The organism is Microbispora sp. GKU 823, assembly GCF_002027145.1.
Classification (GTDB): Bacteria; Actinomycetota; Actinomycetes; order Streptosporangiales; family Streptosporangiaceae; genus Microbispora; species Microbispora siamensis.
The window spans coordinates 14,018-31,323 of record NZ_MWJN01000047.1; the positions used below are offsets into that span (position 1 = coordinate 14,018).

Sequence of the window (17,306 nt, forward strand, 5' to 3'; positions counted from 1 at the left end):
GGGCGGCGAGGAGAGCTACCTCGTGGTGGCGCTCGACGGGCCGCCCGCCCCGGCCGACGACCCCGCGCAGGCGGCGGCCCTCGTGCCGCCGACGGCCCGCCGCGTGGCGGTGGACCCGCAGATGCACGCCGCCGAGCTGTTCGCGCTGCGCCTGGACGCGGAACTCGTGCTGGCCTCGGCCGTGCTCGCGCCGCTCCGCCTGCGCAAGCGGGCCGACGAGGTGACCGCGATGCGGCACGCCGCCGCGGCGGCCGACGCCGTGCTGCTCGCCGCGCGCGAGCTGGCGTGGTTCGGCGCCACCGAGCTGGCGATGGCCCCGCAGGCTGCGGGCGATGCTCGCCGAGACGGGCTGCGAAGGGGCGCCCTCCGTGCTCGTCGCCGCGGGCGAGCATTCCGCCGACGCGCGCCACCGGCCGTGCGAGCGGGTGATCAACCCCGGCGACGCGCTGCTCGTCTCGGTCGGCGGACGCTGGAACGGCTACTGCGCCGAGGTCGCCCGGGTCTTCGCGGTGGCCGAGCCGCCGGAGGACTTCGACGCCATGTATTCGGTCGTCCTCGCCGCCCAGCGGGCCGCCGTCGACCGCGTACGGCCCGGGGTGGCCTGCGCAGAGGCCGCGACGATCGCCGGCGAGGTCATCGACGGCAGCGGTTACGGCGACTACGCCGCCGTCCGGGCCGGCCGGGGCATCGGACTGAGCCCGGCGGAGGGGCCCTGGCTGGCGGCCGGGGAGAGGTTCGAGGCCGGGATGACCGTGTGCCTGGAGCCCGCCATCTACCTGCCCGACCTCTTCGGCGCCCGGGTGGCCGACGTGGTCGTGTGCGGTGTGGAGGGGCCGGAGCTGCTCAGCACCGGCTCCCGGGCGCTGCACGTCCTCGACCGGTAGACCGGCCGAGCCGTCAAACCGGAGGCTGCAGACGCTGGTCATCAACGGCACACGTTCGCGCTGGTCCCGCACCCACGCGAGGTGGTCCGGGTCCTTGAGCTGGGGACGGGTCCCGGCCCCGCCCGGGTGCACGAGCACGTCGAGGCGGCCGTGTCATGCCCGCCATCCTCACGCAGGGGCGTTCGGAGACGAAAGCACCGGCAAAAGTAGGCAAATAGTCGCTATCAGCACCAGCAACCACAGGAGGCCCGATAGAGGATAGAAAGGTCATTTTCCCGAAGCTCTCGCGGGTCGGGCACAGATCCGCGTCGGGAGACACGTCATCGGGGGAGGATCCATGACCACGACCGAGGCGACGCCGGGCACGACCACGGCAGGCACGGCCACGACCGGCACGACGACCGCCCGGGGCCGGACGACACGTGCCCGGACGACGACCAAGCCGCCCACGCCAACACCCACGCCCACTCCGGCTCCGCCCACCGGCCCGGGCATGGAGATGAAGGAGGAGCACCGGCCCCAGCTGGACCTGAACCTGCCGTTCCTGAGAGTCCAGCTGCGGGCGCCCGAAATGCACCTGCCGCACGTCGGCATGCCGCACATCAGCGGCCAGGACGTCGGGCACGCCGTGGACGTCGCCCGCACGTTCCTTCCGCCGCCCGAGCGGATCATGTACTACGGCGGTCTCGGCGCGCTGGCCGCGCTCGGCATCCTGGAGTGGCCGGTGGCGGCGGCGATCGGCGCGGGAACGATGATCGCGCAGCGCGCCAGGGGCCGCGAGCAGCGCTGGTCCCCGTTCGGCGGCCCGCAGAGGGAGACCCGCGGGCCGGCCACGCCCACGCCGGGGACGACCCCCGCGGGAGCCGGAGCCATGCAGGAGCCGGCGGCGCCGGCGGCAGGGCGGGCGGCCGGGAGGAGAAGCACCACGGCCAAGGGCGAGGCGAAGACCCCCGCCACCACCGCCCGGCGCACCAGGGCCGGCGCCAAGTAACGCGGGGCGCCTCGCGCGGGTCCGCGAACCGCGGCACCGCGCGATCGGCGCACGCCACAGGCAGACCGGCGCATGGAACGCGACCCTGGCCGGGTGCATCAGCACCGCCGGGTTCGTGATCTCCGCACGTGGACCGCGGTCATGCCGACGAAGCGGAGGCGCCGGCATCCGGCAGCGGGAGGCGTCGCAGCTGGGGTTTGCGGATCTTTCCCGAGCCCGTCTTCGGCAGGTCGTCCACGACGTCGAAGAAGAACGGGATCTTGTACTTGGCCAGGCGGGGACGGAGGAAGTCGCGCAGCTCGTCGGCGGTGACCCGGGTGCCGGGGCGGAGGACCACGAACGCGCGGCCCACCTCGCCCCACTTGGCGTCGGGTACGCCGAGCACCGCGACCTCGGCGATGGCCGGATGCTCGAAGAGCGCTGCCTCGACCTCGGCCGGGTAGACGTTCTCCCCGCCCGAGATGTACATGTCCTTGACTCGGTCGACGACGTACAGATAGCCCTCCTCGTCCAGAACGGCGAGGTCGCCGGAGCGGAACCAGCCGCCGTCAGAGAACGCGGCGGCGGTCGCCTCCGGGTTGCGCCAGTAGCCGGGGGTCACGTTCGGCCCCTGGATGAGCACCTCACCCGGCTGTCCCACCGCCGCGTCCGTGCCGTCGGGCCGCACGACCCGCACGTTGGCGAAGAACACCGGCACTCCTGCCGAGCCCACCTTGCGCACGCTCTGACCGGCCTCGAGAAAGGTGGCGCCCGGAGCGGTCTCGGTGAGCCCGTATCCCTGGCAGAACACCAGGCCCCGTTCCTGGTAGGTGCGGATCAGCGCGGCGGGGATCGCCGCGCCTCCGGCCATGAGGTTGCGCAGCGACGACAGGTCCGCGCCGGCCCACCTGGGCGACCGGGCGAACGCGGCGAACATCGTGGTGACCCCGAACATCCAGGTGACGCCGTACTTCTCCATGAGGTCGTAGCACTCGTCCACGTCCCACGACGACATGATCACGGAGGAGCCGCCCTTGAGGAAGGTCGGCAGCAAGGTCTGGTCCAGGGCGGCGACGTGGAAGAGCGGCGCGCTGATCAGCGTCACCTCGTCGCTGGTGACGTCGACGCCGAGCAGGAGGTTGAAGCAGTTCCACACGAGGTTGCCGTGGGTGAGCATCGCGCCCTTGGGACGCCCGGTCGTACCCGAGGTGTAGAGGATGAGCGCCGTGTCGTCCAGCCGCACAGGCGTGTCGATCGGGGTGGGATCGCCCTCCGCGAGCCAGGTCTCGTAATGCCGCTCCCCCGGCCCCGGAGCACCGAGGGCGACGATCTGCCGGAGGGGAGCCGCGAGGCCCGGCAGGGCTCGGATCACCTCGGCGCACTCGGGCGCGTATATCAGGACCTCGGCGCCCGAGTGGTCCAGCATGTAGGCGATCTCGGGTGCGGCCAGACGGAAGTTCAGCGGCACGAAGATCGCCCCGAGCAGGTGCGAGGCGAACATCGTCTCGACGAAGGCGAGATGGTTGCGACCGAGGTAGGCGACCCGATCACCGGCCCGCACCCCCGCTGCGCGCAACCGCGACGCCAGCCGTGTCGTCCGATCATGAACCTCGGCGTAGGTGACGGGCCGGTCCGCGAAGATGAACGCGGTCCGGTCCGGTGTCATCTGGGCCCGGCGGGCGGGCCACCCTCCCAGTCCGGCGTTGCGCAACGGTGTTCGACCTCCTGTGGGCTGGGGGATCAGGGAAGGCACCACAACCGAGCAGGTACGGCAGGATGCCGATCCGGGAGTCGGCGGAGACGGCGCCGGATCACAGGTCAGGCGTAGTGCCGGTAGATCGCCCGGGCGACGCAGGCGGGCTTGGCGGACCCGTCGATCTCGACGGTGAAGTCGAGATGCATCTGCACACCGTCGCCGGGAACGTCCTCCACCGCGGCGACAACGGCGGCGAGGCGGATCTTGCCGCCCACCTTCACCGGACTGGGAAAGCGGACCTTGTCCAGGCCGTAGTTGATGCTCATCCTCACGCCCTGGATGTCGAGCAGTTCGGTGAACAGCGGGATGACCAGGGACAGAGTGAGGTAACCGTGGGCGATCGTGCCGCCGAACGGGCCGCCGGCGGCCCTGTCGGGGTCGACATGGATCCACTGATGGTCGTCGGTCGCGTCGGCGAAGGTGTTCACCCGCTCCTGGGTGATCTCCAGCCAGTCGCTGTGGCCGAGATCCACGCCGGCGAGCGCCCTGATCTCGTCGAGCCCGCGGGCCGTGGTGGTCATGCGCCTGTCGTCCTCTCCTGCGTGCCGAGCCCGAGCAGGCGTACGGCGTTGTCCTTCAAGATCTTCGGACGGACCTCGGGCTTGATCTCGAGTTTGTCGAAGTCGGCCAGCCAGCGGTCCGGGGTGATCACCGGGTAGTCGGATCCGAAGAGCACCTTGTCCTTGAGCAGCGTGTTGGCGTACCGCACGAGCTGCGGGGGGAAGTACTTCGGCGACCATCCGGACAGGTCGATGTAGACATACGGCTTGTGCGTGGCCACCGCCAGCGCCTCGTCCTGCCAGGGAAACGACGGATGCGCCAGGATGATCCGCAACTCGGGAAAATCCACGGCCACGTCGTCCACCAGCATCGGATTGCCATATTTGAGCCGGATGCCGCCCCCACCCGGAACGCCCGCGCCGATGCCGGTCTGACCGGTGTGGAACAGCGCGACCGCGCCGAGCTCCTCGATCGCCTCGTACAGCGGGTACGCCACGGGATCGTTGGGGGCGAAGCCCTGGATGCTCGGGTGGAACTTGAACCCGCGCACGCCGTACTCCTCCACCAGCCTGCGCGCCTCCCGCACACCCGCCCGGCCCTTCCACGGGTCGACACTCGCGAACGGGATCAACACGTCGGCGTGCTCGGCACAGCTCTCGGCGACCTCCTCGTTCGAGATGCGCGGGTGCCCGGTGGCGTGCTCGGCATCCACCGTGAACACCACCGCCGCCATCTTCCGCTCACGGTAATAGGCGGCCATCTCGGCAATGGTCGGCTGCCGGTGCCCGTGCGCCTTGAAATACTCCTCCGACGCCCCGAACAGCTGCGGGCTCAGCGACCCGTGCCCATCCTTGGAGATCTCCGCATGGGTGTGCACATCGATCGCAACCAGATCGGCGACGTCCACGACCGTCATGTCAGGCCCCCTGAGCGTCCGAGGCGGGAACCTTCGGCGCCGGGATGCCGTAGCTCTCCGGCTCCGCCCCCACCCCCGTATCCCAGGAGGCGGCGATGGTCTCGGCCGTCCACCCTCCGTCGGCGAACGCCACCGCCTTCTCGCTCGGGTGCGACCACAGCGCGAGGCGGTCTCCGCCGATCCCGATCGCCTGACCCGTCACACCCGCCGAGGCATCCGAAGCCAGGAACACGATCAGCCCCGCCACGTCCTCGACCGTGCCCAGCCCCTCATCCCTGCGCAGCCAGCCGGGCAACGGCCGCCCGGTCCGCTCGGACTCCTCGATCACCGGCGCGAACGCGGGAATCGTCTTGGTCATCTCCGTGGCCGCCACCGGAACCACCGCGTTCACCGTGATGCCCGCCCTGGCCAGCTCCATCGCCCAGGTGCGGGCCATGGCCACGATGCCGGCCTTGGCCGCCGCGTAGTTCGTCTGACCGAAGTTGCCCCGCTGACCCGCCGGCGAGGAGATCAAAATCAACCGGCCCCCGCTGCCCTGCTCACGCATCCGCACCGCCGCCGCCCGCGCGCAGGTGAACGTCCCCCGCAGGTGGACATCGACCACCGCGTCGAAGTCCTCGTCCGACATCTTCCACAACACCCGATCACGCAACACACCCGCGTTGGTGACCATCACATCCAGCCGCCCGAACTCCTTCACGGCCGTATCCACCAGCCGCTCGGCCACCTCCGCCGAACCGACCGCGGCCACCACACTCCGCGCCCGGCCACCGTTGCCGCTGATGGCCTCGACGACCCCCCGCGGCCGCCTCGCCGTCCACATCGTTGACGACCACCGCCGCCCCGGCCGCCGCCAGCGCCTCGGCATACGCCCGGCCGAGCCCGCGGCCCGCACCGGTGACAACGGCCACCTTGCCGGAAAGATCCATGAGATTCCCCCTGAGTTGTACGGGTGGATGATGCAAAAATATGTCACTTATATGACGATCGTCAAAGTTTTGCCGAACGTCTGCGCCCGATGAGGCGTAACCGCTGGTGACGGCGACGGGCAGGCGTCACCGGCAGGCCGGACCCGGCCCGGACGAGCCCGGGAGACACTCCGGGTCAGGCCAGGACGACGCTCTCCAGCCACCGGCCGACGCGCTTGACCATCTCGTCGTCGAAGGTGCGAGTGTCGACGTTGTCGGCGTGAATCTCGATCACCGGGAAGCCGGCCGCCTCCAGCGCCCTGGCAGTGAAGTAGCTGCCCCGGGGGTCGTCGGAGACGAGGTGGACCACGCCGTCGATGCCGTGCAAGCGGGCCTCCTTCACGTACCACTCGCTCGACCACGGCGGGGTGTAGAGCTGGTCGGTGAAGGCGGCGAAGCGTGCCGCCAGGGCCCTCATGGGGTCGTCGCCGTAGCGGATGTACCCGTCGGCGGCGACGGCGAGGTACATCGACCAGACGAAGACCGCCCCGTATTCCTCCTGGAAGCGCTGGTAGAAGCCCATGTCGTACCAGAGACCGCGGCCGATCCACATCAGCCGGGCCCGCTCGCCGGGGCACGCGGCATGGCCTGCGTCGACCCGATCGCGCACCTCCTCGTAGAAGCGCTTGGCGATGTCGCGGGCCCACTCGGTGCCGCGATGCCACTGAGGGAGCATGACGCTGGGGATGCTGTCGACGACGCCGAGCGGAGCGGGCCGGGTGCGGGCGATGAGGTCGCGGGTCTTCCTGTTCCACTCCTCCTGCTCGTTGACCAGGGCCATCACCTCACGGAAGCGGGACTCGCCGAATCGTCTTCCGGTGGTCGTCTCCAGGAACCTGACGAGGTTCTCCAGCTCCGCGGTGAGCAGGTCCAGTCTGGCCGGGCCGACGGCCTCTTCCCACCGATGCGGCATGAGCTCCCACCAGTTGACGGGGACCTCGTTCTCGGCGGCGCTCTCCAACGGGTAGAAGGTGACCCCGGGCTCGTGACCCCAGATGTCGAAGATCTTGCGGGTGACGTCGCCGGAGGCGTCGCCCACGACGATGTCCGGTCTGGGCAGGCCCCCCCAGGGGGCGGCCTCCGGTTCAGGATCGAACGCGGAGCCGAGGGTGACCGAGTTGTACTGCTCGGAGTAGTCGGGGTAGCCGCGCTGCCGCACCAGCTCCAGGTAGTGCCCCGAGCGCTGCTTGGCGGCCACCAGGGACGCCCACCACTGGCTGACCGCGTACGGGATGTCCATAGTGCGGAAGATCTCGTGCGGGACGTCCGCGTTCAGCAGGGCGAACGGCTCGCCGGCGGCGACCCGCCGGCGCAGGTCGGCGAACCATTCGCGCTGGTGTCTGCCCGCCTCGGCCGCCGTGGCGAGGGATTTCACACTGCGCATGGGTGTTCCTTCCGCAGGGCGGTCAGGTCGGCACGCCCGTATTCCTGGCGCTCCAGCAGCACGGCGGGGATGTCCAGCGCCGCACGCTGCGCGGGGAAGTCCCAGGCCGGGGCCTCGTCGCCGATCCTGGAATAGGCGACGAAGAGCTCGGCGCGGCAGTGCCGTACGGCTGTCGCCGCGTGCGCGGCGCGCTCGCTCGCCGTGGCGCGGTGGGCCGTCGGACCGCTGTAGTGGTAGTGCTCGGCCAGCGCGTCGAGCCCGCCGGCGCCGATCGGCTCCTGCAATAAGAGGTCGCCGAAGGAGTGGTCCTCACCGACGATCACGTAGCCCTCGGACTCGACGGCCTCGTACACGTGCGGCGTGTCGTGGTCGCTGCCGCTCAGGAAGACGCGCCGCCCGGCGTGTTCCTCGAGCCGTCCCGCCTCGGCAAGCAGCCGTTCGAGCAGCGCGATGTGCTCGTCCACGGGCAGGGCCGCGTTGGCCACCGCGAGGAACTGCCGCCCCGTCAGGCGGGCGGGCACGGCCCTGCGCAGCTCGGCGACGGCCGCGAGCAGACGGCGCCGCTCGTCGTGCGCCGCCACCGCCCCGGCGACGTCGAGGGGCCGGCCGGTCCAGGCCTCCAGCCTGGCCGCGAACTCGCCGATCCTGCGGCGGTTGTAGCGGGCGGTCGTGCGGTGCGGCAGGTGCAGGATGTCCACGAGGTACACCTCGGGCAGTCCCGTTCCGGGTTCCACGCGGCGCAGCTCGCGCAACGCGTAGAACAGCCGCAGGGAGGCCTCGCAGTCATGCGAGACCACGACGCGATCCAGGTCGCCGAACGACCCGGCGAGCAGCCGGGCGAGCACCGAGCGGGCCATCGGGTCCACCCCGCCGCCCAGGTAGCGGTCTCCGAGCGCGAAGCCGGACTCCGGGTCGCCGGTGAGACGGAACGCGCGCACCCCCGCGGCGGTCAGCAGTTCGACCGGCACGTCCGCCCCGACGTAGCCGACGACCGGAGTCCGGTCGTCGGCCCGGCCGTCGATCCGGCTGTCGCTCCGGTCCTTCGAGGCGGCCGGAGGTGCGCCGCGCCGGGCGTACGCCTCCTCTAGCTTGGCCAGCGCTGTGGGCATGTCAGATCACCCCCTCCTCGGCCAGTGCCTTGAGCTCGTCGTCGGAGTAGCCGAGCAGTCCGCCGTAGACCTCGGCGTTGTGCTCGCCGAGGCCGGGCGCCGGCCGGTCGAGCCCTGCCTCCGAGGCGGAGAAGCGGATCGGCACGCCGGTCCCGTACAGGTCACCGCGGCGACCCTGGCCCGGACGGTGGCGCGGATGCTCCAGGGGCACGACCTCCTCGCGCTCCAGCACGAGCGGGTCGCGTACGGCGTCGCCGGGCTCACGCACCTCGGCGGCGGGCACGCCGTGCCGGGTGAGCAGGTCGAGGATCACGGCGAGCGGGCGGTCCCCCGCCCACGAGGCCACCAGCTCGTGCAGCTCGCCGGCGTTGGCCACGCGCGCGTCCCGGGTGGCGAACCGCGGGTCCACGGCGAGGTCGTCGCGTCCCATCGCCGCGAACAGGCCGCGGGCGAAGGCGTCGGTGGGGCCGCACAGCGCGAACCAGCCGTCCGCGGCGGGGAACGTGCCGAACGGCGCCAGTCTGGGCACGGTCGTCCCCGTGCGCATGGGCAGGCCCAGCTTCTCGTAGGCGTCGAACGGCTCGCACGCGACCAGCGAGGTCAGCGCGCCCAGCATGGACACGTCCACGTGCTGGCCCTGGCCGTCGCGTCCGCCCGCAGGACCGCGGCGAGCGTGCCGATCACCGCGTAGAGCGGCGCGACCAGGTCGCCCACCGGCAGCCCGAAGCGGACAGGCGGCTCGCCGGGCGCGCCCGCGGTCATCATCACGCCGCTGAGCGCCTGGATGATGGTGTCCATCGCCTTGCCCGAGCCGGGACCGCCCTGCGCGCCGAAACCGCTGATCGACGTGCACACGATGCGCGGGTTGACCGCGCTCGCCCAGTCGTGGCCGATGCCGAGCCGCGTCATGACGCCGGCGCTGTAATTGTCGATCATGATGTCCGCCACCCGGACCAGGCCGGCCAGGATGTCGCGGGCCTTGGGGTGCTTGAGATTGAGCGTGACGCTCTGCTTGTTGCGGCCCCGCAGGAGCATCGACACGGACATGTCGTCGTCCCCGCGGCGGGCCAGCGTCAGCCCGTCGGCACCGATATAGGGGGCGTTGTTGCGGGAGCTGTCGCCGCCGGTCAGCGGATTCTCCACCTTGATCACCCGGGCGCCGAGCCCGGCCAGCAGCAGGGTCGCGTACGGTCCGGACAGTGCGGTGGTCAGATCGATCACCGTGCGGCCGGCGAGCGGACGGTCAGCCACGCAGCACCACCTCGTCTCCCTCCCAGTGGAACTCCGTCTTCAGGCCCGCCTGACGCGTGATGCGCTCGATGTACGACACGACCCGCCGCCCCTCCTCGTCGTCGCCGAGCGGCACAGGACGGCCCGCGTCGTCGATCCAGCAGGGCACGATTCCGGCCGAGACCAGGCCGGCCGAGCCCAGGCCGTCCCGGTCGAACCGGCAGACCGCTATCGCGGTGTTCCGGCTCTCGGGATGGAAGGGGTAGTACGGCATGTCCGGGTCGGGGGCGAAGCCGTACAGCTCGACCCTGCGGCGGGCCCATTCGGCCCGTTCGCCCGCGTCGCCCGAGGTGGGCGTCAACGCGTGGGTGACGGTCACGAAGTTGCCCAGCCCGTGATAGATCGGCCTGCCGCGGTACATCTCGACGCCTCGCATGATGTGGGCGTGGTGGGCGAACACGGCGTGGGCGCCGGCGTCGACGGCGGCATGGGCGACGGGCCGCTCGTACATCGCCAGGACGGCGGGGGTGTGCCCGACGCCCTTGTGCAGCGACACCAGCACGACGTCGGCCTCGGCGGCCAGGGCCGCCACGTCCTCGGCCATCCGCTCCAGAGAGGCGGGGTCGGCGAAGGTGTAGACGGCGGGCGGCCCGCCGGGGCTGGCGTGGTCGAGTTCGTAATGGGTCAGCACCTTGATGTACGCACAGCCCGGCTTGCGGCTGGTCGCCCAGGACTCGCGCGGACCGACGCAGTTGTAGCTGAGCACGCCGATCCGCAGCCCGTCGCGCTCCACCACGGCGGGACGGCGGGCCTCGTCGAGGGTCATGCCGGCGCCCGCGGTGGCCAGCCCGGCCCCGGTCGCGTGCTCGATCGTGTCGGCCACCCCCTGGTCGCCGACGTCGTAGACGTGGTTGCCCGCGAGCGTCACCACATGGAAGCCCGCATCGGCGACCGCGGAGAGCGCGGCGGGATCGGCGGGCGGGGCGGGAACGTCGGTGCTGACCTGGGCGGTGGACGTGCTGTGGGGCACCTCGATGTGGCCGATCACCACATCGCCCCGGCCCAGCGTCCCCCGGGCCGGGGCGAAGAAGGACGCGGGGTCGGGCTCGTCGACGACGAGGTCGCCGACGGCCATTACCGTGAAGCTCAAGAGGTGGACTCCTCCTCCAGCACGCGTTCGTCGGGGGTTCGCGCCGCGCGCCCGGAGTAGCGCGACAGGAAGGCGCGCAGGCGGGGCGAGGCGGGGTTGTCGAAGATCTTTTCGGGAGCGCCGGTCTCGACCACCCGGCCGTTCTCCATGAAGACGCACCGATCGGCCACCTCGCGGGCGAAGCTCATCTCGTGCGTCACGATGATCATGGTCATGCCGCCGCGGGCCAGGTCGAGCACGACGCTCAGCACCTCGTCCACCAACTCGGGGTCCAGAGCACTGGTGGGCTCGTCGAACAGCATGATCCGTGGGTTGGTGGCCAGGGCCCGGGCGATGGCGACGCGCTGCTGCTGTCCGCCGGAGAGCATCCGGGGATGGGCGTCCGCCTTGCCGGCGAGCCCCACACGCTCCAGCAGCCGCAGCGCCTCCTCGCGCGCCTCCTCCGGCCTCCGGCCGTGCACCAGCACCTGCGCCTCGATGACGTTGCGCAGCACGCTCCAGTGCGGGAACAGGTTGAACTGCTGGAAGACCATGCCCATGCGGCCGCGCTGGGCGGCCACGCGCCGGTCCGGCAGGGGGCGCAGGTGCCCCCTGTGGAACTCGTAGCCGAGCAGTTCCCCGTCGAGGTGCATGGCGCCGCCGTCGATGCTCTCCAACTGATGGACGCAGCGGACCAGGGTGGACTTGCCCGAACCGGACGGGCCGATCACGGTGACGACCTCGCCCTCGTGCACGTCCAGGCTCACCCCGTCGAGCGCCACATGGTCGCCGAACCGCTTGCGCACGTCGCGGACGCGCAGGACCGGCGTGTCGCTCACCGCTGCCCCTTTCCGAAGTGCCGCTCCAGGCGCCGCTGGCCGAGGGACAGGCTGATGACCACCACCAGATACCAGGCGCAGGCCACGATCAGCAGCGGCACGATCTCGTAGGTCCTGTTGTAGATCACCTGCACCGAGTACAGCAGGTCGGCCATCGCGATCACGCTGACCAGGGAGGTGCCCTTGAGCAGGCTGATGAACTCGCTGCCGGCGGGCGGGACGATCACCCGCATCGCCTGCGGGAGCACGACCTTGACGAAGCTCTGCCTCGCCGTGAACCCCATCGCGCGGGCCGCGTCACGCTGGCCGCCGTCCACGGCCAGGATGCCGGCCCTGACGATCTCGGCCATGTACGCGGCCTCGTGCAGGGTGAGCCCGATGACGGCCGCGGTCAGCGAGCTGATCACGGAGTTGGTCGGCCACGAGACGAACGTCGGGCCGAACGGCACGCCCAGCGGGATCCGCGGCAGGAGGTAACCGAGGTTGAACCAGAAGATCAGCTGGACCAGGGGCGGGATGCTGCGGAAGACCGTGACGTAGACGCCGCAGGCCCAGGCCACCGGCCGGAAGCCGCTCAGCCTGCCCGCCGCGAGAAGCACCCCGAGCACGCTGCCCAGCAGCATCACGATGACGGTGAGCAGCAGCGTCATGCCCAGGCCGCGCAGGACGTTCGGGTCGAACAGGTACGTGCCGACCACCGGCCACTCGAACCGCGGGTTGGTGACGAGGAACCAGGCGAACTGCGCGACGAGCACGAGCAGCGCGACTCCGGCCACCCAGCGCAGGGGGCGGATGCGCGGACGGGCGGCGGCGACGTCCACGGCCTGTGGCGCCACGACCTGTGGTGCCACGCTCATTGCGTCGCCGCGGTGTTCATCTTGGGCTCCTGGACCGCCACCTTCTGGAGCCCGTACTTGTCCATGATCTTCTTGTACTCGCCGTTCTTGAAGATCTCCTTGAACGCGTCGAGCATGACTGGGCCGAGCCCGCTGGACTTGGGCACGAGCATCGCCAGCTGGTCGACGCCGGCGCCCTGCTCCTCGGTCTGCGTGACGTACGTGAAGGCGTCCTTCTCCTTGGAGAGCACGTCGAGCGCGGCGCTCTCGGTCATGCCTGCCGCGTCGGCCCGGCCGGACTTGGCGGCGAGGATGGTGCCGTTGGTGTCGGCGAAGCCGATGAAGTCGAGCCCCGGCTTCCCCTGCTTGGCGCACCATTCGGTCAGGCGCTTGGCCTGGTCCTCCACGATGCTGCCGGCGGTGCCGGCGACGCGCTTGCCGCACAGGTCACCCGAGCTGCTGATGGCCGAGGACCCGCCCTTGGGGATCAGGTAGGAGGTCCGGGTGACCATCCACACGAGCGCGTCGAACTGCTTCTCACGATCGGCGCTGTCCTTGACCGGACCGTTGAAGGCGTCGTACCTGGAGGCGAGCATGCCGGACAGCGCCGCTGGCAGGCCGCTGACGATCGAGATCTCGGTGCGGACCCCCAGCACCTTGCCGAGGGCGTCCTGCAACTCCTTGTCGATGCCCGTGACGGTCTTGCCGTCGTTGGCGACGATCCGATAGGGCGGGTGGGAATCCCCGGCAAATCGGATGACGCCCGCTTCCTTGATGCTGTCGGGCAGGGCGTCGTACAGAGCCGTCGCACCGGCCGGCCGCTGCGTCTCGCCGTCGCCTCCGCCGCAGGCTGCGACGCCGGCGAGGGCCAAAGCCGCCGCACCCGCGAGGATGGTCCTGGGGATTCTCATGGTGATCCTTCCGCGACCAGCTAATGCTGCAGTTATCTTTGCGGTCGTGGGGATAAGTGTCACACCTAGAGACGCACACCTGTCAAGGGGTGGCTGTGCAGAGGCGGAGACGAGCGGGGCGAGCCGAAACACCGCCCCGCCGTCGAGAGCGATCAGGCGAGCGCGAGGATGGAACTGGTCCGGTGGTGGGCGACCAGCTCGGCCAGCCCGGGCTCGAACTCCGCGACGATCTGCTTGACGCGGAACTCGGCGAGCGGCCCGAGGGTGTCGTAGACCTCCACGAAGAGGTCTCTGGCCGCGGCGCGCGGCCAATCGGCCGGCAACAGCTCCTTCGGCAGGTCGGGGTCGTGGTTGGGGAACGTCCGCCAGGTGTCCATGATCCCCGTACGCGCGACCAGCGCCTCGGACGCGCCGACCACGCCCCTGCGGACGCGTTCCAGAAGAGGCGAGTACTGGGCCACGAAGCCCTCATAGGTGCGCCGGAGCTGATCGAAGTCCCACGCTTCCTGCGGGGCGCGCATGCCCGCGAGGTCCAGGGCCTCGGCGCGGAAGATCGTCGACATGGGGATCTCCAGCTCGGTGAGCACGGCCGCCGCGCTGTCGGCGTTCGCGGTCGGCGAGACCCACAGCCCGTCGTAGAGCGGGGCGAAGCCGAGCCAGCGCAGCCTGGCGCGCAGCGCGTGGCGCAGGTCGCGCTGTTCCTCGGAGATGGAGAACGCCGCCATCACCCATCGTCCGTCCCACGCGCCCTGTTCCAGGCCGAAGGACATGATCCGCTGCCGCCCCTCCAGCATCACCGCGGCGGCCCGATCCGTCAGGCGATAGTACGTGCGCCGCCCGATCTTGGACGACTCCAGCAGATCCCGCTTCGTCAGGCGACTGAGCGCGGCCCGGGCCGCCACGGCGGAGACACCGAACTCCTCGGTCAGCCGCACCAGAGCCGCCGACGGCAGCTGCTCGGGCCGGCTGATCCAGTAGTCCCCCAGAAGCGTCGTGATCAGGTGCTGCGGGGGTGCGCCCACCTGGAAGCGCGGAAAATCGACGTCCTCCGCCTCAGACCTCTCTCGATCATTCACATCAGGAGTATATTGACAACGCTTGAGCGTGCGCTCGTTATCAGAACGTCATGCTTTTGCGCGACCTCGCGTCAACGTGCCGTGGCCACCGCATCAGCCGTCCAGGTCGCCGCGGGCGATGAGGTCCAGCCGGTCGCGGTCGGTCGTCTCGTCGAAGCTCGTGTGACGGCGAGTCGCGGGCGGCTCCAGGGCGGACACCTGCGCGAAGGTGTGATGGGCGGCCAGCCCGGCCAGCTCCGGGTCGAACTCGGCGAGGATCTCACGGAAGCGCCGCTCCGCCGGCTCCCCGAGCGAGTCGTAGATCTGCACGCACAGCCGCCTGGCCTCGTCGCGCGGCCAGCCGGCGGGCAGCAGCTCGGCGGGAAGGTCGGGGTCGAGCGTGGGGAACACCCGCCAGTCGGTCATGATCGCGGTCCGCAGCCGCAGCGCTTCCGCGGGGCGCGGGGCGGACTGCGCCAGCCGCTCTGCCACCGGCCGGTGGGCATCGATGAAGCGCAGGTAGCGCTCGCGCAGCACGGCCGTGTCGAAAGCGTGGTCCAGCACCGGGTCCAGGTCGTCGTCTGCGACCTTGCGGGCCCGGAACACGACCGCCCCGCGCACGCCCAGCCTTCGCACGAGTTCGACGACGTCGTCCGTCTTGTCGTGCGGGGACACCCACACCGCGTCGAAGACCATGCCGAAGTGCAGCAGGCGCAGCCCGTCGCGCAGCGCGCGTCGGGTGTCCCGCTGGTCCTCGGGCACCGAGAACGTGACAACCGTCCACTGCCCGTCCCAGCGCGGTGTGGTGGCGCCGAACGTCAGCAGCCGGCGCATGTGCGCCACGATCACGTCGGACGCCCGGGGCGGCAGTCCGTACGCGGTGGTGCGGCCGTCGCGGGAGCTGACCAGCAGCCCTCGTGCGGCGACCCTCCGCAGGGCGGCGCGGGCGCTGGTCGCGGTGATGCCGAACTCCTCCAGCAGCCGGACCAGCGCCGCCGACGGGATGTGCTCCTGCCGCCAGAACCAGTAATCGCCCAGCAGCGTGGTCAGCAGCCGCTGCGGTTCGGCCCCTTGCCGCGCCCTGGGCAGGGAGCCGGGTTCCGGCGACGCGGTCACCCGGCGTCCCTCCATGGTCAGACTCCTCAGCCGGTGTAGGTGCCCCAGCCGGCCACCTCCCGAACACGGGCGCGTTTACCGGGCTCGAGCTGCCCGAATCCTACGTCACCCGGCTCCGCGTCCGGACTCCTCCCGGCGATCCCGGTCGCGGTCCGGCGGTGCCGGGACGACGATCGCGCGGGAGGTCTCCTCATTCTTCACCTCCGGGGACGTGGGGGCGCAGGAAGCGGTCGGGGGTGTAGTGGACGAACTGCGCGGCGCCCAGGTCCGGGTCCTCGGCGGCCAGGCGTGCGGCCAGCTTGCCGAGCTGATGAGCGTCCACGTCCGTCCAGCGGCCGGTGGTGACCCGGTTCCGCAGCGTCTGCACCGCGGCGACGAACTCGGCTCCGGTATAGCGGCAGTGGCCGGGCCGGTCGACGAACGCCTGGCGCAGCATCGCCTGGTTCCCGGCGCGCCGCACCACGTCGGAGTAGGCGCGGGCCTGGGTGACGGTGGGGTAGTTGTCGCCGCGCTCGTGCATCGTGAGGACCGGGACGCCGAGCGCGCCGCGCGGGGTGAAGTAGTCCTCCATGTAGGTGACGGCGCCAGGGTCGGCGGAGACGCGCGGCGCCGCCGCCAGGGCCGCGAGGTCGGCGTCGAGGTCCAGTCCCGCGCTGCCGTAGAGGGCGCGCACCTGCGTCATGCGCCCGGACTCCCGCAGTTCCCGGCGGTAGTCCACGCCGGTGTTCCAGGAGAAGTTCCCGCCTGCCCGCTGTTCGAGTGGGTAGCGGGGAGAGAAGACCGTCGCCATGAAGGCCGCGTACTCCTGGGCCTCCTGCGCCGCCCAGTCGCGCGCCGCGGGTTCGGCGGTGCCGGTCACCGACCAGGTCGAGACCTGGGCGAAGGACGCGGCCAGGGCGATGCGGGCCCGGCCGGCCGGAGTCTGCTGGGCGGCGTCCAGGACGGCGCGGGCGGCCGCGACGCTCCGCGTCTCCTCGTCGGCCGAGGCCGGCCGGACGAGTTTCACCGCGTCGTCGCCGGGGGCGAGCAGCGTCTTGAACGCGAATGCCGCGTCGAGCGACTGGTTGAGCATCGCCACCGGCCCGGCCACCGAGGCGCAGTACGGCAGCGCGCCGTCGATCAGGTCGGGGCGACGTTCGGCCAGGCCGGCCGCGATGGCGCCACCCATCGAGCCGCCCCAGGCCAGGGTGGTCGTGGGCTTCCCGGCGACCTCGGCGAACACGGCGAGCGTGTCGGCGGAGTCCCGCAGGGTCTCCTCGACGGCCCAGCCGCTCCCGTAGGGCCGGGTGCCGGTCAGGGCGTACCCGTGGGCCAGCAGCCAGCTCTGCGCGGCGGCGTTGCCGCCGAGGTCGGCCGGCAGGTGCTGCGGGCCGGCGCCCTGGCCATAGCCCGGGCTGAACGTCAGCACGGTGCCGTTCCAGTTCCGCGGGACCTCGATCGCGTAGGTGGCGCCGCTCGGGTGGACGCCCGTGACGCTGATGGGACCAGCCTGGCCGGACGCCGCCGAGGCGTGCGGCAGGCCGACGGCCGGCGGGAGGGCGAGTGCGAGAGCCGTGGCCGTGAGCGCAGTCACGGCACGGGTCGCCCGATTGATCACTGAACGGGGATTGATGTCCGCCTCCATGAGTGGGAAGCTGCTGCGACACCGAGATGCGCAACAGTTCGTTGTACGGTCGTCTAAATTCCGCCGCTAATCATGTTC

17 protein-coding genes and 1 pseudogene are annotated in these 17,306 nt (G+C 71.2%); 2 read left to right on the plus strand and 16 right to left on the minus strand.

Annotated elements, in window-relative coordinates; all coding sequences use genetic code 11:
- Positions 1 to 15: 15 nt before the first annotated feature.
- The gene (locus B1L11_RS51725; RefSeq protein WP_256862825.1) at positions 16 to 300 is read right to left on the minus strand and encodes a hypothetical protein; all 285 of its coding nucleotides are present in this window, start codon (positions 298 to 300) and stop codon (positions 16 to 18) included.
- 32 nt (positions 301 to 332) lie between these two features.
- Between B1L11_RS51725 and B1L11_RS51730 the strand changes: the two genes are divergently transcribed.
- Together B1L11_RS51730 and B1L11_RS23915 are read left to right on the plus strand one after the other, a co-directional pair.
- On the plus strand, positions 333 to 884 hold the full coding sequence (locus B1L11_RS51730) for a M24 family metallopeptidase (RefSeq protein ID WP_256862826.1): 552 nt from the start codon (positions 333 to 335) through the stop codon (positions 882 to 884).
- Positions 885 to 1,221: 337 nt separating this feature from the next.
- On the plus strand, positions 1,222 to 1,875 hold the full coding sequence (locus B1L11_RS23915; RefSeq protein WP_079316559.1) for a hypothetical protein: 654 nt from the start codon (positions 1,222 to 1,224) through the stop codon (positions 1,873 to 1,875).
- 139 nt (positions 1,876 to 2,014) lie between these two features.
- Here the strand turns inward: B1L11_RS23915 and B1L11_RS23920 are convergent, their stop codons facing one another.
- The 15 genes and pseudogenes from B1L11_RS23920 to B1L11_RS23985 all read right to left on the minus strand — a co-directional run bounded on the left by B1L11_RS23920 (position 2,015) and on the right by B1L11_RS23985 (position 17,177).
- Entirely contained in the window at positions 2,015 to 3,565 is a 1,551-nt protein-coding gene (locus B1L11_RS23920; RefSeq protein ID WP_079316560.1) for a long-chain fatty acid--CoA ligase, read from the minus strand.
- A gap of 107 nt (positions 3,566 to 3,672) precedes the next feature.
- Complete coding sequence (locus tag B1L11_RS23925; RefSeq protein ID WP_079316561.1) at positions 3,673 to 4,131, minus strand: MaoC family dehydratase; 459 nt, start codon at positions 4,129 to 4,131, stop codon at positions 3,673 to 3,675.
- A complete protein-coding gene (locus tag B1L11_RS23930) occupies positions 4,128 to 5,027 on the minus strand; it encodes an amidohydrolase family protein (protein ID WP_079316562.1) in 900 nt (299 codons plus the stop codon). Before B1L11_RS23930 ends, B1L11_RS23925 begins: the two co-directional genes overlap by 4 nt.
- 1 nt (position 5,028) lies before the next feature.
- Positions 5,029 to 5,778 (minus strand): SDR family oxidoreductase, encoded by a 750-nt coding sequence (locus B1L11_RS23935; RefSeq protein ID WP_372974717.1) that lies wholly within the window; start codon positions 5,776 to 5,778, stop codon positions 5,029 to 5,031.
- Positions 5,672 to 5,956 carry an SDR family NAD(P)-dependent oxidoreductase gene (locus B1L11_RS55080; RefSeq protein WP_372974718.1) on the minus strand — a complete coding sequence of 95 codons (285 nt, stop codon included), beginning with the start codon at positions 5,954 to 5,956 and terminating at the stop codon, positions 5,672 to 5,674. The genes B1L11_RS23935 and B1L11_RS55080 overlap by 107 nt, the downstream gene beginning before the upstream one ends.
- A gap of 175 nt (positions 5,957 to 6,131) precedes the next feature.
- Positions 6,132 to 7,379 carry a 2-hydroxyacyl-CoA dehydratase family protein gene (locus B1L11_RS23940; protein ID WP_079316563.1) on the minus strand — a complete coding sequence of 416 codons (1,248 nt, stop codon included), beginning with the start codon at positions 7,377 to 7,379 and terminating at the stop codon, positions 6,132 to 6,134.
- Entirely contained in the window at positions 7,367 to 8,488 is a 1,122-nt protein-coding gene (locus B1L11_RS23945; RefSeq protein WP_079316564.1) for a 2-hydroxyacyl-CoA dehydratase family protein, read from the minus strand. Before B1L11_RS23945 ends, B1L11_RS23940 begins: the two co-directional genes overlap by 13 nt.
- Before the next feature lies 1 nt (position 8,489).
- Positions 8,490 to 9,739: pseudogene (locus B1L11_RS55085) on the minus strand (CaiB/BaiF CoA transferase family protein).
- A complete protein-coding gene (locus B1L11_RS23955) occupies positions 9,732 to 10,868 on the minus strand; it encodes a CapA family protein (protein WP_256862829.1) in 1,137 nt (378 codons plus the stop codon). Before B1L11_RS23955 ends, B1L11_RS55085 begins: the two are co-directional and overlap by 8 nt.
- Positions 10,865 to 11,686 (minus strand): amino acid ABC transporter ATP-binding protein, encoded by an 822-nt coding sequence (locus B1L11_RS23960; protein WP_079316566.1) that lies wholly within the window; start codon positions 11,684 to 11,686, stop codon positions 10,865 to 10,867. Before B1L11_RS23960 ends, B1L11_RS23955 begins: the two co-directional genes overlap by 4 nt.
- Complete coding sequence (locus B1L11_RS23965; RefSeq protein ID WP_079316567.1) at positions 11,683 to 12,543, minus strand: amino acid ABC transporter permease; 861 nt, start codon at positions 12,541 to 12,543, stop codon at positions 11,683 to 11,685. The genes B1L11_RS23960 and B1L11_RS23965 overlap by 4 nt, the downstream gene beginning before the upstream one ends.
- On the minus strand, positions 12,540 to 13,433 hold the full coding sequence (locus tag B1L11_RS23970; protein ID WP_179155293.1) for a transporter substrate-binding domain-containing protein: 894 nt from the start codon (positions 13,431 to 13,433) through the stop codon (positions 12,540 to 12,542). The genes B1L11_RS23965 and B1L11_RS23970 overlap by 4 nt, the downstream gene beginning before the upstream one ends.
- 152 nt (positions 13,434 to 13,585) lie before the next feature.
- Positions 13,586 to 14,509 carry a PaaX family transcriptional regulator C-terminal domain-containing protein gene (locus tag B1L11_RS23975; RefSeq protein ID WP_256862830.1) on the minus strand — a complete coding sequence of 308 codons (924 nt, stop codon included), beginning with the start codon at positions 14,507 to 14,509 and terminating at the stop codon, positions 13,586 to 13,588.
- Between the two features lie 93 nt (positions 14,510 to 14,602).
- Positions 14,603 to 15,619 (minus strand): PaaX family transcriptional regulator C-terminal domain-containing protein, encoded by a 1,017-nt coding sequence (locus B1L11_RS23980; protein WP_079316569.1) that lies wholly within the window; start codon positions 15,617 to 15,619, stop codon positions 14,603 to 14,605.
- 175 nt (positions 15,620 to 15,794) lie between these two features.
- Positions 15,795 to 17,177 (minus strand): alpha/beta hydrolase, encoded by a 1,383-nt coding sequence (locus B1L11_RS23985; protein WP_143737492.1) that lies wholly within the window; start codon positions 17,175 to 17,177, stop codon positions 15,795 to 15,797.
- Positions 17,178 to 17,306: the final 129 nt, after the last annotated feature.

What these genes read in the sequence shown, in the direction of transcription:
- B1L11_RS23930 (WP_079316562.1), bottom strand. Translation starts at nt 5,027, where the DNA reads ATGACGGTCGTGGACGTCGCCGATCTGGTTGCGATCGATGTGCACACC.
- B1L11_RS23915 (WP_079316559.1), top strand. Translation starts at nt 1,222, where the DNA reads ATGACCACGACCGAGGCGACGCCGGGCACGACCACGGCAGGCACGGCC.
- B1L11_RS23940 (WP_079316563.1), bottom strand. Translation starts at nt 7,379, where the DNA reads ATGCGCAGTGTGAAATCCCTCGCCACGGCGGCCGAGGCGGGCAGACAC.
- B1L11_RS23945 (WP_079316564.1), bottom strand. Translation starts at nt 8,488, where the DNA reads ATGCCCACAGCGCTGGCCAAGCTAGAGGAGGCGTACGCCCGGCGCGGC.
- B1L11_RS55080 (WP_372974718.1), bottom strand. Translation starts at nt 5,956, where the DNA reads ATGGATCTTTCCGGCAAGGTGGCCGTTGTCACCGGTGCGGGCCGCGGG.
- B1L11_RS23980 (WP_079316569.1), bottom strand. Translation starts at nt 15,619, where the DNA reads ATGGAGGGACGCCGGGTGACCGCGTCGCCGGAACCCGGCTCCCTGCCC.
- B1L11_RS23965 (WP_079316567.1), bottom strand. Translation starts at nt 12,543, where the DNA reads ATGAGCGTGGCACCACAGGTCGTGGCGCCACAGGCCGTGGACGTCGCC.
- B1L11_RS51730 (WP_256862826.1), top strand. Translation starts at nt 333, where the DNA reads ATGCTCGCCGAGACGGGCTGCGAAGGGGCGCCCTCCGTGCTCGTCGCC.
- B1L11_RS23970 (WP_179155293.1), bottom strand. Translation starts at nt 13,433, where the DNA reads ATGAGAATCCCCAGGACCATCCTCGCGGGTGCGGCGGCTTTGGCCCTC.
- B1L11_RS23925 (WP_079316561.1), bottom strand. Translation starts at nt 4,131, where the DNA reads ATGACCACCACGGCCCGCGGGCTCGACGAGATCAGGGCGCTCGCCGGC.